Source organism: Streptomyces sp. NBC_01296, assembly GCF_035984415.1.
In the GTDB taxonomy this organism is placed as follows: Bacteria; Actinomycetota; Actinomycetes; order Streptomycetales; family Streptomycetaceae; genus Streptomyces.
In genome coordinates this window covers 5,790,159-5,804,616 of sequence record NZ_CP130720.1, presented here as the reverse complement: position 1 = coordinate 5,804,616, position 14,458 = coordinate 5,790,159, and the positions used below count along the sequence as shown (strand labels likewise).

Genomic DNA, 14,458 nt, shown 5'->3' with positions numbered 1-14,458 from the left:
CGGCTGCGGCCGCGGTCCGACCGGTACCGTCCCCCGTCGCCCGCCCCGCGAGGTCCCCCCGTTCGCGGGGCCGGGCGACGGCCTGCCACACGGAACACGGACCCGGAACACAGCCAGGGGGCACCCATGGGCAGAGGCCAGGCCGGCCGCGGCGGGCTCGTCGCGCTCACCGCCTGTGTCGGCATCTGGCTCGTCGGCAGCGGATCCGGCCAGTCCGTCGGGCCCCCGCTGCCCTCCCCCGCAGAGGCGCTGAGCGGCCGGGCGAGCTACCCCGGCAGCATCGACCCGCTCCCCGGATCCCCGCCGACCCGGATCCGGATCCCGTCGATCCGGGTCGACGCCCCGCTGACCGGGCTGGGCCTGGGGCGCGACGGCAGCATCGAGGTGCCCCCGCCCGCGCGCCGCGACCTGGCGGGCTGGTACCGGGACGGCACCACCCCCGGCGCCGTCGGCACCGCCGTCGTCGTCGGGCACGTCGACCACGCCGACGGCCCGGCGGTCTTCTACCACCTGGGTGCACTGCACCGCGGAGCCGCGATCGAGGTGCCGCGCGAGGACGGACGCACGGCCGTGTTCACCGTCCACGCGGTCGAGGTCTACGACGCCGAGCACTTTCCCGACACCCGTGTGTACGGGCCCTCGCCGCGGGCCGAGCTCCGGGTGATCACCTGCGGCGGGGGCTTCTCGCCGCGTACCGGCTACCGGGGCAACGTGGTCGTCTTCGCCCACCTGACCGGCACGTACTAGCAGGCAGCGGCGAGCGGGGACCGGTCGGACCGGTCAGCCCCACTGCTCCAGACCGAGCTTGATCACCAGCGCGCCCACCACGGTCAGCAGCACGCCGCGGACGAACCCGCTCCCCTTCTTCAGCGCCATCCGGGCCCCGATCATGCCGCCGGCCAGGTTGAACACCGCCATCAGCGCGGCCAGCTGCCACAGCACCATGCCCTGGTACGCGAACATCGCGAGCGCCCCGGCGTTCGTACAGCAGTTGACGATCTTGGCGGTGGCGGAGGCGGTGACCAGGTCGAGGTGGAGCAGCGCGGTGAGGGCGAGCACCAGGAAGGTGCCGGTGCCGGGCCCGATGAGCCCGTCGTAGAAGCCGATGCCGAGGCCGGCGAGCCCGATGGCGAGGAGCACCCGCTGCCGGCTGACGGGCGCGGCCGAGGGTGCGGTTCCGAAGCCCGGCTTGAAGATCACGACGCCCGCGACGATCACGAGCACTCCCATGATCAGCGGGCGGAGGGCGTCCTTGCTGATCCCGCCGGCCAGCGCGGCGCCGCCCATGGAGCCGGCGAGCGCGGCCAGGCCGATCCGGACGGCGAGCTTCACGTCCACCGGGGCCTTGCGTACGTACGTCACCGCCGCGCCCGTGGTGCCGACGATGGCCACGGCCTTGTTGGTGCCGAGCACGGCGGCGGGGTGGGCGTTCGGCAGGCCGAGGAGCAGGGCGGGCAGGAGCAGCAGCCCGCCGCCGCCCACCACCGCGTCGATCCAGCCGGCCGCGGCTGCGGCCACGCACAGCACGATGATCATCGTCATTGATATGTCAGGCACGCCCACGACCCTATGAAGCCGATCGGTGCAGGACCCATCAATCCCCGGAAACTTGCGCAAAGGTTGAGCTTTCCCGGGCCGGTACCCGGTCCGGAGCCACCGGAGCCGCCGGGTCCACCGTCGCCGTCAGCACGGTCGCGGCCAGCACACCGGCCAGCCCCAGCCCGGCCGCGAGCCGGCGCGGCTTGCGGCGGCGGGCCTGCGCCCTGCGGGCCGGCGGAACGGGAGCGGGAACGAGAGCGGGAGCGGGAGCGGGAGCGGCGAATGCAACGGCCCCGACCGGTACGGACAGGGGAACGTGCAGCGGATGGCGCATGGCGCGGCGGCCTCTCGGATGCAGGTCGGGGTCAGAAGCTGAAGCACTCGGAATGGATGCGTGCGGCCGGCACCCCGGCCCGCAGCAGCGCGCTCTGCGTGACCTCGGCCATCCCCGGCGGCCCGCAGAGGTACACGTCGTGCCCGGCCAGGTCCGGCACCAGCGCGAGCAGCGCCTGCGGGGCCAGCGGATCTCCCCCAGCTTCCGCTGGGAGGTGCCCCAGGCGTCCGAGGGCCCGAGCAGGTAGTGCAGCCCGGCCTGCCGCTCGGCGGCGATGGCCTCCAGCTCGGACCGCAGTACGAGGTGCTCCTCGGCCCCGGCCCGGTAGAGCAGGGTGATCTCCCCCGGCCCGCCGGGCAGCGTCTCGAACAGCGCCCGCATCGGGGTGATGCCGACCCCGCCCGCGATCAGCAGCACCTTGGGCCGGGTCCGCCGGGCGGCTGTGAGCGCACCGAACGGCCCGGTGGCGATGACCCTGGTCCCGGGCCGCAGCCGGCGGATCCGGCGGGAGTGCCCGCCGAGCGCCTTCACGGTGATCCGCAGGGCGCGGCCCTGGACCGGCGCGGACAGCGAGAACGGCAGGGCGGTGTGCCACAGGCGGCGCTGCAGGAACCGCCAGCGCAGGAACTGGCCCGGCTCCGCGCGCAGTTCCGCCAGGTGCTCCCCGTACACGACGACGGAGACCACCCCGGGCCCCTCGACCCGCACCTCGCCCACCCGCAGCGCATGCCGCAGGGCCTGCCGTACGGGGACCACGGCCCGGTACCAGAGCAGCAGGACGGCGACGGTGGCGTGGGCGAGGGCCCAGAACCAGCCGGCCAGGGCGAGATCGGGCCCGGCGAGCTGGTGGCCGAAGGCCAGGGAGGCGGCGAGATGGACGAGGAGGTGGACCCCGCGCCAGGTTTCGTGGCTGACCCGGCGGCGTACGGCCCGGGCGGAGCTCACCCCGACGGCGGCCAGCAGGGCCGTCCCGGCGAAAGCGGCGGCCACCGCGGGGTAGCCGAACAGCTCCCGGACGGCGGAGACCACGTCGACGCCCTGGTGGGCGGCGTATCCGCACAGGGCGAAGAGCGCGTGCCCGAAGCAGAACAGCAACACGTGCCGGCCGCCCAGGGCGTGCCAGCGGGCGAGCCGGTCGGCGCCGACCCCGTGCTCGACGGCGGGCACCCGGGCCATCAGGAAGAGCAGCACCAGCACCCCGTACCCGGCGAGCAGGCCGGTCAGGTGGGCGGCGGTCGCGAACAGCGCGTCGAGCCGGGCGGAGGGACGCACCTGGGCCGCCCAGAGCAGCGCCACCACCCCCGCCCCGCCCAGCATCCCGCCCCTGACCCCCATCGCCGCATCTCGCATGCGGATCACGCTGAGGGCCGCCCGAGGGCCGCTGACCTGCCCGAACCGATCCTTAAACCGCCCTTGAGGGACGCCTCACCGACCCTTAACCCGGGCGCTGAGGTGCGCGTTCCGTCCGGGTAACAACGGCGATGCGGCGGGGAAACAGCGGCCGCGCACGCTCATGCCATGACATCGGAGCAGCAGCGTGTGGTGGTGATCGGCGGCGGCCTCGCGGGCCTGCGGCTCGCTGCGCGGCTGGGCGCGGGCGCAGGCACAAGCGCAGGTGCCGGTGGCGGTACGGATGTGACGGTCCTCGGCGAGGAGTCGCACGTCCCGTACAACCGGGTCCTGCTGGCGGACGTGCTCGCGGGCCGGTACGCACCGGAGGTGACCGCCCTCCCGGCTCCCGGGCGGGCGCTGCGGCGCGGTGTCCGGGCGGTTCGCATCGACCGCGCCGACCGGACGGTCCGCTGCGACGACGGCAGCACGGAGCGGTACGACACGCTGGTCCTGGCCACGGGCTCCAACGCGGTCCTCCCGCCGCTGCGCGGGCTGTTCGAACCGGAGGGCCGGGAACTGCCCGACGGGGTCCACGCGTTCCGCACCATGGACGACTGCCTGGCCCTGTCGGCCGCCGTGGCCGTACGGGAGGGCGTGCGCGCGGTGGTGATCGGCGGCGGCCTCCTCGGCGTCTCGGCGGCCCGCGCCCTGGCCGAACGCGGCGCCCAGGTGGTCCTGGCCCAGCAGGGCGAACGGCTGATGGAACGCCAGCTGGACGCGGACGCCTCGGCGCTGCTGCACACCCACCTGACCGCCCTCGGCATCGAGATCCACACGGAATGCCGGGTCCGCGGCCTGACGACCACGCAGGACACCGGCCGACGGCAGGTCACCGGGGTGGAGTTCGCCGACGGGTACCGGCTCGATGCCGATGTCGTCGTGCTCGCCTGCGGCGTGCGGCCCCGGACCGGGCTCGCGCTCGCCGCCGGGCTCGAGGTCCGCACCGGGATCGTCGTGGACGACCGGCTGCGGACCGGCGACCCCCGCATCCACGCCATCGGCGACTGCGCCGAGCACGCCGGCCGGGTGTACGGCCTCGCGGGCCCCGCGCTGGAGCAGGCCGACGCCCTCGCCGCGCAGCTCACCGGCGCCACGGGCACCACCGCCGCCGCCCCCGCTTACACCGGAACCCGCGCCCTCACCCGCCTCACCCTCACCACCCCCGGGGGCGCCGGAGCCGGCACCGGGCCCCTCGATCTCGCCGCCTTCGGCGAGACCACCCCGCTCCCCGGCGACGACGTGGTCCGCCTCGCCGACGCCACCCGCCGGACCTACCGGAAGGTCGTCGTCCGCGGCGACCGCCTCGTCGGCGGCGTCCTCCTCGGCGAACTCTCCAGTGTGGGCGCCCTCGCCCGCAGCTGGGAGGACGCGGAGGACCTGACCGACCTGTTCCACCTGCTCACCGACGACGGAGGCTCCTGATCATGGCCGCAGCCACGCCCACGCCCACTCCCGCCATCGTGCTCATCGGCCACGGCATGGTCGGCCAGCGCTACCTCGAGGCACTCGCCGAGCGCGGGGCCACGGCCACGCACCGGATCACCGTGCTCTGTGAGGAGCCCCGGCCGGCCTACGACCGGGTGCACCTCACCTCGTACTTCTCCGGAAGCACCCCCGAGGACCTCTCCCTCACCCCCGCCGGCTTCATGGAGCAGCACGGGATCGAGCTGCACCTCGGCGACCCCGCCGAGTCCATCGACCGCGACGCCCGTACCGTCACCTCCCGCTCCGGGCAGGTGTTCCCGTACGACGTACTCGTCCTGGCGACCGGCAGCTACCCCTTCGTGCCGCCCGTCCCCGGCAAGGACGCCCCCGGCTGCTTCGTCTACCGCACCATCGAGGACCTGTTCGCGATCGAGGAGTACGCGAAGACCCGGACCCGCGGCGCGGTCGTCGGCGGCGGGCTCCTCGGGCTGGAGGCGGCCGGCGCCCTCAAGGGTCTCGGCCTCGCCACCCGCGTCGTGGAGTTCGCCCCGCGCCTGATGCCTGTCCAGGTCGACGACGGCGGCGGCGCGGCGCTGCTGCGCACCATCGAGTCGATGGGGCTGACGGTCCACACCGGCGTCGGCACCCAGGAGGTCGTCATCGGCGAGGACGGCCACGTCAGCGGGATGCGGCTCTCCGACGGCTCCACCGTCGACACCGACCTCGTCGTCTTCTCCGCCGGGGTCCGCCCCCGCGACCAGCTCGCCCGCGACGCGGGCCTGACCGTCGGCGAGCGCGGCGGCATCGGCGTCGACGCCCGCTGCCGCACCTCCGACCCGCGCGTCTACGCCATCGGCGAGTGCGCGCTGGCCACCGACGGCCGCGTCTACGGACTGGTCGCCCCCGGCTACGAGATGGCCGAAACCGCCGCCGAGGACCTCCTGGGCCGCGACAAGGAGTTCACCGGCGCCGACCTCTCCACCAAGCTGAAGCTGCTCGGTGTGGACGTGGCCTCCTTCGGCGACGCCCACGGCGCCACCGAGGGCAGCCTCGACGTCGTCTACTCCGACTCCCGCTCCGGCGTCTACAAGAAGCTGGTCGTCTCCCCCGACGGGGTGCTGCTCGGCGGGGTCCTGGTCGGCGACGCCGACTCGTACGGCCTGCTGCGCCCGCTCACCGGCAGCGTCCCGCCCGTCAGCCCCGACCAGCTGGTCCTGCCCGCCGGCCTCGGCGCGCCCGTGGCGCTCGGCCCCTCCGCGCTCCCCGACTCCGCGGTGATCTGCTCCTGCCACAACGTCACCAAGAAGGCGATCACCGCCTGCGCCACGCTCCCCGAGGTCAAGCAGTGCACGAAGGCGGGCACCGGCTGCGGCAGCTGCCTCAAGGTGATCGGCCAGCTGCTGCCCGCGCCCACGGACAAAGGGCTGTGCGACTGCTTCCCCTTCACCCGCGCGGAGCTCTACGAGATCGTCCGTACCCGTCGGCTGACCTCGTACGAGCAGCTCCTCGACGGCCACGGCCGGGAGGCGGCCCGCGGCGGAGACGGCTGCGAGGTCTGCAAGCCGACCGTCGGCTCGATCATCGCCTCGCTCGCCCCCACCCTCGGCGCGAGCGGATACGTCCTCGACGGGGAGCAGGCCGCCCTCCAGGACACCAACGACCACTTCCTCGCGAACCTGCAGCGCAACGGCTCGTACTCGGTCGTCCCGCGCATCCCCGGCGGCGAGATCACCCCCGACAAGCTCATCGTGATCGGCGAGGTCGCCCGCGACTTCGGGCTCTACACGAAGATCACCGGCGGCCAGCGCATCGACCTCTTCGGCGCCAGCGTCGACCAGCTCCCGCGGATCTGGGCCCGGCTCGTCGAGGCCGGGTTCGAGTCCGGCCACGCGTACGGGAAGGCGCTGCGCACGGTGAAGTCCTGCGTCGGCCAGACCTGGTGCCGGTACGGGGTCCAGGACAGCGTGCGGATGGCCATCGACCTGGAGCTGCGCTACCGGGGCCTGCGCGCCCCGCACAAGCTCAAGTCGGCGGTGTCCGGCTGTGCGCGCGAGTGCGCGGAGGCTCAGAGCAAGGACTTCGGGGTGATCGCGACGGCTACCGGCTGGAACCTGTACGTCGGCGGGAACGGCGGGGCCACCCCGCGCCACGCGGACCTGCTGGCCCAGGACCTGTCCGACGCCGAACTGGTCCGGCTCATCGACCGGTTCCTGATGTTCTACATCCGCACGGCGGACCGGCTGGAGCGCACCTCGACCTGGCTGGACCGGCTGGAGGGCGGCCTGGACCACCTGCGGGACGTGGTCGTGCACGACTCCCTCGGGCTGTGCGCGGAGCTGGAGTCTCTGATGGCCGACCACGTGTCGCACTACCGCGACGAATGGGCCGAGACGCTGCAGGACCCGGAGCGGCTGCGCCGGTTCGTGTCCTTCGTCAACGCGCCGGGCGCCCCCGACCCGACGGTGAAGTTCGTCCCCGAACGCGACCAGGTCAAGCCCGACCTGACCATTCTCAACATCCGGCCGCTCGAGGCCGTGGGAGGCACGCGATGACCGTGGAACTGCACGTGGCCGAAGGCTGGCTGACGGTGTGCGAGCTGTCCGACCTGACCCCCGGGCGGGGGGTGGCGGTCCTGTTGCCCGACGGGAGCCAGGCCGCGGTGTTCATCGGCCGCTCGGGCGGGATGTACGCCATCGACAACCAGGACCCGTTCACCGGGGCGGCCGTGCTCTCGCGGGGGCTGGTCGGGTGCATCGACGGCAAGCCGTTCGTGGCCTCGCCGCTGCTGAAGCAGCGCTTCGACCTCGCCACGGGGCGCTGCCTGGACGACGAGGAGGCGGCGGTCCGGACCTATCCGGTGCGGACCGCCGTGACCTCCGCCGCGGTGGCGTAGCGAGGGAGCGACGGGCTCGGCGGGGGCGCGGCGGGGCGTCAGCCCTGGACGGCCGCCGGGTCCATCCAGACGTACTCCCAGACGTGGCCCTCCAGGTCCTCGAAGGCGCGGCCGTACATGAAGCCGAGGTCCTGGGCCGGGCGGGGCTCGGTGCCGCCCGCCGCGAGGGCGGCGTCGACCACCTCGTCGACCTTCTCCCGGCTGTCCGCGCTCAGGGCGAGCATGACCTCGGTGCTCTTGGTGGCGTCCGCCACCTCCTTGGTGGCGAAGTCCTTGAACCGGGCCTCGGTCATCAGCATCGCGAAGATCGTGTCGCTGATGACGAGGCAGCCGGTCGACTCGTCGCTGAACTGGGGGTTGAAGGAGTAGCCGAGCTTGCCCCAGAACGCCTTGGCGGCATCGATGTCCTTGACCGGCAGGTTGACGAAGATCATGGTGGGCATCTCGGTTCCTCTTCTCTCGTGCGGTGTGCTTTCGAGAGGTAGACCAGGGGTGCCGGGAAAACTCATCGCTCCCGCGAAAACTTTTCCGAAGATCTCCGCGGGGCCGCAGGGCGAGGCCCGTCGTAGCAGGTCAGGCCGTGGAGCGGAGCTCCAGCGCGGCCAGCGGTACGAACCCGCAGGCGTCCTGCCTCCGGAGCAGCGCGGGGTCCGGCCCGGCCAGCCGCCGGTGCAGGGCCAGCGCGATCCGCTCGCCGGTCTCCTTCGCCCGCTCCGCGGTCGGCCCCCGGTGCAGGCCGTCGACGGTGGCGTGCCACAGCTGCACCCAGCGCCCGAAGTCCTCGGCGGTCAGCGCCCGCGCCGCGTGCAGGGCGGCGTGCGGGGCGAAGGCGTCGCGCCGGTAGTCGGCCGTGCGGAACAGGGCCCGCTCCCAGAAGTCGGTGATCCGGGACAGGTGGACCTCGAGGTCCGTCCCGGCGATCTCGGTGAAGAACGGACCGATGCGCCGGTCGGCGAAGGCGGCGGTGTAGAAGCGGCGCAGCACGACGGCGAGGTCGGCGCGGCCGGAGATGTCGTTGTCCGCGGCGAACTGGTTCATTGCTTCACCATCCTCGCCGAAGCGGCGTCTCTCCAGGGCGGAAAGTCCCGCGGTTCGTCACTTCGTGCATGATCACCCCGACGGCGGCGCTCGCACGGGCCCCGGACCGCGATGCGCGGTCCGGGGCCCGTGCGGGCTACGAGGCCACCGCGCCGCCCTTGAGGAGCGCGGCCCCCAGCGGGGTGACCGTGTGCAGGACGGCGTTGCCCCGGCGCAGGGTGGTGACCAGGCCCGCCTCGCGCATCACGCAGGCGTGCTGGCTCGCGGAGGCCAGCGAGACCCCGGCCCGGCGGGCCAGCTCGCTGGTGGTGGCACCGTCGCCTATGGCCCGCAGCACCACCGAGCGGGTGTGCCCGACGAGCTTGCCCAGCGTGCGCTGGCGCTGCTCCTCCAGGGGCCGAATCGATTCGCCTCCGGTGGGCGCAGAGGCCAGCTGCGCGGCGGCCGGGTAGACCAGCACCGGGGGCAGCTCCGGGTCGTGCAGGGTCACGGCGGTCTTCCGGCAGAAGAACGACGGCTGGAGCAGCAGCCCGCGCCCCCGCAGCCGTACGTCGCGGTCCACGGGGTAGTCGCACTCCAGGACCGGAGCCCGCCAGCGCAGCATCGGCGGCAGCGAGGCCAGCAGCTCGTCGGCGCCGCCGTCGAGCAGGGCCCGGCCGCGCGCCGCCCGCTCGGCCTCGATCTGGGCCTGGATGTGCGTCCAGTACGGTTCCACGGCCGCCCGGTGGTAGCCGCGCAGCTCGCCCAGCAGCCGCGGCAGGTGCTTGGTGCCGCCGTCCATGAAGTCCCGCAGCCGCCGCGGGACCAAGGCGTCGGCGCCTCCGCTCACGGCCGAGGGCATGCCGAACGCGGCTCCCACGCCCGTGCCCGCGCCCAGCAGCGTCAGCTCGCGCCGCATCCGCTCGGGGCGGATCCCGCGCAGGGCGTCGAGTCCCACGTCCCACCCGTACTGCCCCTCCACAGGGGTCAGGAAATCGGGAAAATACCCGCGACTCGGTATGAGCGCACCGAGCAAACGTGTTTCACTATTCAACCTGCTCCGGGTTTCCGTACGCCATTCACCGAAGAGCCGGGCATCGCGCCGGTCTCTTAAGCGGTGAAAACTCAGAATCGTTTCCCACAACGCATCGGGACGCCCTGCCATCCGTACGCGTGCCAGGTCCACTCCAGTGAAATGGATACGCAGCACCGAACCCCCACCTGTGCAACCGCAATCCCCCCGCCCCATGAGTATGCATGCCGTCACACGACGTCACCACGCCCTTTCGGCCACAGTTGAAACCCCTTTCGGCGGGGGCGTGACAACCGAAATCCTGTACTCCGCCAGGCACACTCCGGTGCGACCGAAACGCTCCGTGAAGGCCGTGGGGGGCTTTGCGGGGCCTGGCGGTCGGTCGCACCGGGAAGCGCCGACGTGCCTGGCAGATTGCCGGCAGGCGGTGGACGGGTGGGGATCCGTCCACCGCCTGCTGGCGTAAAGATTTGTTGAACAACAAAAATGGGCGCGTCCGCCCTCGGGGGTCAGGGAACCCGGGGGCGGACGCGCAGTCAGCGGGCCCTGTCAGGGCCGTGGAGGGGTCAGCGGCTGTCGCTGCCCTTCGCCTCGGCGGCGGCGCGGCCGGCCTCCAGGCGCGCCACCGGAATCCGGAACGGCGAGCAGGAGACGTAGTCGAGACCGACCTCGTGGAAGAAGTGGACGGACTCCGGGTCGCCGCCGTGCTCGCCGCAGACGCCGAGCTTGAGGTCGGGGCGGGTCTCCCGGCCGGCCTGGACCGCGCTGCGGACCAGCGCGCCGACACCGTCCTTGTCGATGGTCTCGAACGGCGAGACCCCGAAGATGCCCTTCTCCAGGTACGCGGTGAAGAAGCTGGCCTCGACGTCGTCGCGGGAGAAGCCCCACACCGTCTGGGTCAGGTCGTTCGTGCCGAAGGAGAAGAACTGCGCGGCCTCGGCGATCTGCCCGGCCGTGAGGGCGGCACGGGGCAGCTCGATCATCGTGCCGATGGTCAGCTTGAGGCTGGTGCCGGTCGCGGCCTCGACCTCGGCGATGACCGCGTCGGCCTCCTCGCGGACGATCTCCAGCTCCTGGACGGTGCCCACGAGCGGGACCATGATCTCGGCGCGCGGGTCGCCCTTGGCGTTCTTGCGCTCGGCGGCGGCCTCGGCGATCGCCCGGACCTGCATGGCGAACAGACCGGGGATGACCAGGCCGAGGCGGACACCGCGCAGACCCAGCATCGGGTTCTGCTCGTGCAGCTTGTGCACGGCCTGGAGCAGGCGCAGGTCGTTCTCGTTGGCGTCCTTGCGGGCCTCGGCGAGGGCGACGCGCACCGACAGCTCGGTGATGTCGGGCAGGAACTCGTGCAGCGGCGGGTCGAGGAGGCGGACGGTGACGGGCAGGCCGTCCATCGCCTCGAACAGCTCGACGAAGTCCTTCTTCTGCAGCGGCAGGAGGGCACTCAGTGCCTCCTCGCGCTCCTTGTCGGTGTCCGCGAGGATCAGGTGCTCGACCAGCTCGCGGCGCTCACCGAGGAACATGTGCTCGGTGCGGCACAGGCCGATGCCCTGCGCGCCGAAGCGGCGGGCGCGCAGCGCGTCCTCGGCGTTGTCGGCGTTGGCACGCACCCGCAGCCGGCGGACGCGGTCCGCGTACGCCATGATCCGGTGCACGGCGGCGACCAGTTCGTCGGCGTCGTCGGCGCCGGCGTGCATGCGGCCCTCGAAGTACTCGACGACCGGGGAGGGTACGACGGGTACCTCGCCGAGGTAGACCTTGCCGGTGGAGCCGTCGATGGAGACGACGTCGCCCTCTTCGACGACCGTTCCGCCGACCGTCATCCGGCGGCGCTTGGTGTCGACCTCGAGGTCCTCGGCGCCGCAGACGCAGGTCTTGCCCATGCCGCGGGCGACAACGGCGGCGTGGGAGGTCTTGCCGCCGCGCGAGGTCAGGATGCCCTCGGAGGCGATCATGCCGTCCAGGTCGTCCGGGTTGGTCTCGCGGCGGATCAGGATGACCTTCTCGCCGGAGCGGGACCACTTGACGGCCGTGTACGAGTCGAAGACGGCCTTGCCGACGGCCGCGCCCGGGGAGGCGGCGATGCCGCGGCCGAGCAGGGTGGTCGTGGCGGTCTCGTCGAAGCGCGGGAACATCAGCTGCGCGAGCTGGGCGCCGTTGACGCGCTGCAGCGCCTCGGCCTCGTCGATCAGGCCCTGGTCGACGAGCTGGGTGGCGATGCGGAAGGCGGCGCCGGCGGTGCGCTTGCCGACGCGGGTCTGCAGCATCCACAGCTGGCCGCGCTCGATGGTGAACTCGATGTCGCAGAGATCCTTGTAGTGGGTCTCCAGCGTCGTCATGATCGTCATGAGCTGGTCGTACGAGGCCTTGTCGATCGCCTCGAGGTCCGCCAGCGGGACGGTGTTGCGGATGCCCGCGACGACGTCCTCGCCCTGGGCGTTCTGCAGGTAGTCGCCGTAGACGCCCGCGTGGCCGCTGGCCGGGTCGCGGGTGAAGGCGACGCCGGTGCCGGAGTCGGGGCCGAGGTTGCCGAAGACCATGGAGCAGATGTTGACCGCGGTGCCCAGGTCGCTCGGGATGCGCTCCTGGCGGCGGTAGAGCTTGGCGCGGTCGGTGTTCCACGAGTTGAAGACCGCCTCGACGGCGAGGTCCAGCTGCTCGCGGGCGTCCTGCGGGAACTCGCGGCCGGCCTGCTTGGCGACGATCTTCTTGAAGCGGGTGACCAGCTTCTTCAGGTCGGCGGCGTCGAGGTCGGTGTCGACGGTGACCTTCTTGGCGGCCTTGGCCTCGTCGAGGGCTTCCTCGAAGAGCTCGCCCTCGACCCCGAGGACGGTCTTGCCGAACATCTGGATGAGGCGGCGGTACGAGTCCCACGCGAAGCGCTCGTTGCCGGCCTGGGAGGCGAGGCCGACGACGGACTCGTCGGAGAGGCCGATGTTGAGGACCGTGTCCATCATGCCGGGCATGGAGAACTTGGCACCGGAGCGCACGGAGACCAGCAGCGGGTCGTCCGACTGGCCGAGCTTCTTGCCCATCTTCGCCTCGAGGGCGGCCAGGTGGGCGCTGACCTCGTCGCGCAGCGCGGCCGGGGCCTCACCGCTGGCGAGGTAGACCTTGCAGGCCTCGGTGGTGATGGTGAAGCCGGGAGGGACCGGCAGACCCAGGTTGGTCATCTCGGCGAGGTTGGCCCCCTTGCCGCCGAGAAGGTCCTTGAGGTCGCGGTTTCCCTCGGTGAAGTCGTAGACGAACTTCTGATCTTTGTTTTCCGACACGGGTCTCGACTCCTCGAGGACTCGGTGGCTGCCCTGACGGCCAGGAACATACCCAGATCGAAGGCTTCTGGGTACGTCCACTTGGTCGTCATACGGCCGTAACCACTCGTGCGCCAGCAGATCGAAAGTAACCGACGAGTAGCCAGAACCTACGAAGAGCGTTCACCTCCCGAAGGATCAAGGGCCTCCTGAGGCTTGTTTCCGCTCGGATGAGCGATCATCGATACATTTGCGTTCAAGTCTTGAACAAACAAAGGGTGGCACCCAGTGCCACCCTTTGGAAGTCTTACCCGTGATTTTCGCGCTCATGTGAGCGCAACCCCACCCATGCGTGGCGTATGTCACGCCGCTGGTGGCATAATTTGTCAGCTGTTTCTCAGCCTCCGGACGTGTCCAGTTCGGCGTCCTCACTGACCCCGGCACAGTCGTACGGATCCTTCAGCCAGCCGTCCGGCAGGACAACCCGGTTGTTTCCGGACGTCCGGCCGCGCGGGCCGTCCGCGCTGTCGGGCCACGGCTGGTCCAGGTCGAGCTCGCTCAGATGAGCATCCAGCTCGGCCAGGGACGAGGTGATCGCCAGCTTCTTCCGCATCTCGGAACCCACCGAGAAGCCCTTGAGGTACCAGGCCACGTGCTTACGGAAGTCGATCACCCCGCGCGCCTCGTCGCCGATCCATTCACCCAGCAGCTCGGCGTGCCGGTGCATGGTGGCCGCGACCTCGCGCAGCGTGGGCTTGTGGAAGTCTTCGGGGCGCCCCTCGAAGGCCGCCACCAGGTCGTTGAACAGCCACGGGCGGCCCAGGCAGCCGCGTCCGACGACCACGCCGTCGCAGCCGGTCTCGCGGACCATGCGCAGCGCGTCCTCGGCGCACCAGATGTCGCCGTTGCCGAGCACGGGGATCTCCGGCACGTGCTCCTTGAGCCGCGCGATGGCGTCCCAGTCGGCGGTGCCGCCGTAGTGCTGGGCCGTGGTGCGCCCGTGCAGGGCGATGGCGGTGACGCCCTCCTCGACGGCGATCCGGCCGGCGTCCAGGTAGGTGAGGTGGTCGTCGTTGATGCCCTTGCGCATCTTCATGGTGACCGGCAGGTCGCCGGCGCCCGCGACGGCCTCGCGCAGGATCGCGCGCAGCAGGTTCCGCTTGTACGGGAGCGCGGAGCCGCCGCCCTTGCGGGTCACCTTGGGGACCGGGCAGCCGAAGTTCAGGTCGATGTGGTCGGCCCGGTCCTCTTCGACGATCATGCGGACCGCCTTGCCGACCGTCGCCGGGTCGACTCCGTACAGCTGGATCGAACGAGGCTTCTCGGTCTCGTCGAAGTGGATCAGCTGCATGGTCTTCTCGTTGCGCTCGACCAGGGCGCGGGTCGTGATCATCTCGCTCACGAACAGCCCCTTGCCGCCGCTGAACTCGCGGCAGAGGGTACGGAACGGGGCATTGGTGATGCCGGCCATGGGGGCGAGCACCACGGGGGGCTGCACGGTGTGCGGGCCGATCGCGAGCGGCGGGGGGAGCGTGGTCATCCCCCCATTGTCGCCCAGCCGAACCGCAGCA

The 14,458-nt window shown here is 72.0% G+C and carries 11 protein-coding genes; 4 read left to right on the top strand and 7 right to left on the bottom strand.

All coding sequences use genetic code 11. The features are described 5' to 3' along the window. Positions 1–126: 126 nt before the first annotated feature. The gene (locus tag OG299_RS26365) at positions 127–747 is read left to right on the top strand and encodes a class F sortase (protein WP_327362820.1); all 621 of its coding nucleotides are present in this window, start codon (positions 127–129) and stop codon (positions 745–747) included. 33 nt (positions 748–780) lie between these two features. Here OG299_RS26365 and OG299_RS26360 read toward each other — a convergent pair whose 3' ends face one another. Both OG299_RS26360 and OG299_RS26355 read right to left on the bottom strand, forming a co-directional pair. Continuing rightward, positions 781–1,557 (bottom strand): sulfite exporter TauE/SafE family protein, encoded by a 777-nt coding sequence (locus OG299_RS26360; RefSeq protein ID WP_266629445.1) that lies wholly within the window; start codon positions 1,555–1,557, stop codon positions 781–783. Positions 1,558–1,594: 37 nt separating this feature from the next. Continuing rightward, positions 1,595–3,223, bottom strand: coding sequence for a ferric reductase-like transmembrane domain-containing protein (locus OG299_RS26355; RefSeq protein ID WP_327362819.1), 1,629 nt, complete (start codon positions 3,221–3,223; stop codon positions 1,595–1,597). Positions 3,224–3,391: 168 nt separating this feature from the next. Between OG299_RS26355 and OG299_RS26350 the strand changes: the two genes are divergently transcribed. From OG299_RS26350 to nirD, 3 genes are read left to right on the top strand one after another with little or no spacing between them, the layout of a single operon-like run. Then, a complete protein-coding gene (locus tag OG299_RS26350; protein WP_327362818.1) occupies positions 3,392–4,687 on the top strand; it encodes an NAD(P)/FAD-dependent oxidoreductase in 1,296 nt (431 codons plus the stop codon). Positions 4,688–4,689: 2 nt separating this feature from the next. Beyond that, complete coding sequence (nirB, locus tag OG299_RS26345) at positions 4,690–7,242, top strand: nitrite reductase large subunit NirB (RefSeq protein ID WP_266629436.1); 2,553 nt, start codon at positions 4,690–4,692, stop codon at positions 7,240–7,242. Further along, positions 7,239–7,583: a nitrite reductase small subunit NirD gene (nirD, locus tag OG299_RS26340; protein WP_266629434.1), complete on the top strand. Its 345-nt coding sequence runs from the start codon at positions 7,239–7,241 to the stop codon at positions 7,581–7,583. The genes nirB and nirD overlap by 4 nt, the downstream gene beginning before the upstream one ends. A gap of 38 nt (positions 7,584–7,621) precedes the next feature. On the opposite strand, the gene OG299_RS26335 is transcribed toward nirD, so the two are convergent. The 5 genes from OG299_RS26335 to dusB all read right to left on the bottom strand — a co-directional run bounded on the left by OG299_RS26335 (position 7,622) and on the right by dusB (position 14,427). Next, entirely contained in the window at positions 7,622–8,026 is a 405-nt protein-coding gene (locus tag OG299_RS26335; RefSeq protein WP_266629432.1) for a VOC family protein, read from the bottom strand. A gap of 130 nt (positions 8,027–8,156) precedes the next feature. Continuing rightward, positions 8,157–8,621 (bottom strand): group III truncated hemoglobin, encoded by a 465-nt coding sequence (locus OG299_RS26330; protein ID WP_327362817.1) that lies wholly within the window; start codon positions 8,619–8,621, stop codon positions 8,157–8,159. Positions 8,622–8,757: 136 nt separating this feature from the next. Further along, complete coding sequence (locus OG299_RS26325; RefSeq protein ID WP_266629428.1) at positions 8,758–9,810, bottom strand: ArsR/SmtB family transcription factor; 1,053 nt, start codon at positions 9,808–9,810, stop codon at positions 8,758–8,760. A 389-nt stretch (positions 9,811–10,199) separates the two neighbouring features. Continuing rightward, positions 10,200–12,908: a pyruvate, phosphate dikinase gene (ppdK, locus tag OG299_RS26320; RefSeq protein ID WP_266629426.1), complete on the bottom strand. Its 2,709-nt coding sequence runs from the start codon at positions 12,906–12,908 to the stop codon at positions 10,200–10,202. A gap of 376 nt (positions 12,909–13,284) precedes the next feature. Then, complete coding sequence (gene dusB, locus OG299_RS26315) at positions 13,285–14,427, bottom strand: tRNA dihydrouridine synthase DusB (RefSeq protein WP_327362816.1); 1,143 nt, start codon at positions 14,425–14,427, stop codon at positions 13,285–13,287. Positions 14,428–14,458 lie beyond the last annotated feature (31 nt).

Bases quoted from the DNA above. Each gene is read 5' to 3' on its own strand.
- OG299_RS26365 (WP_327362820.1), top strand. From the start codon at position 127: ATGGGCAGAGGCCAGGCCGGCCGCGGCGGGCTCGTCGCGCTCACCGCC.
- OG299_RS26330 (WP_327362817.1), bottom strand. From the start codon at position 8,621: ATGAACCAGTTCGCCGCGGACAACGACATCTCCGGCCGCGCCGACCTC.
- nirD (WP_266629434.1), top strand. From the start codon at position 7,239: ATGACCGTGGAACTGCACGTGGCCGAAGGCTGGCTGACGGTGTGCGAG.
- OG299_RS26335 (WP_266629432.1), bottom strand. From the start codon at position 8,026: ATGCCCACCATGATCTTCGTCAACCTGCCGGTCAAGGACATCGATGCC.
- OG299_RS26350 (WP_327362818.1), top strand. From the start codon at position 3,392: ATGACATCGGAGCAGCAGCGTGTGGTGGTGATCGGCGGCGGCCTCGCG.
- OG299_RS26355 (WP_327362819.1), bottom strand. From the start codon at position 3,223: ATGCGAGATGCGGCGATGGGGGTCAGGGGCGGGATGCTGGGCGGGGCG.
- nirB (WP_266629436.1), top strand. From the start codon at position 4,690: ATGGCCGCAGCCACGCCCACGCCCACTCCCGCCATCGTGCTCATCGGC.
- dusB (WP_327362816.1), bottom strand. From the start codon at position 14,427: ATGACCACGCTCCCCCCGCCGCTCGCGATCGGCCCGCACACCGTGCAG.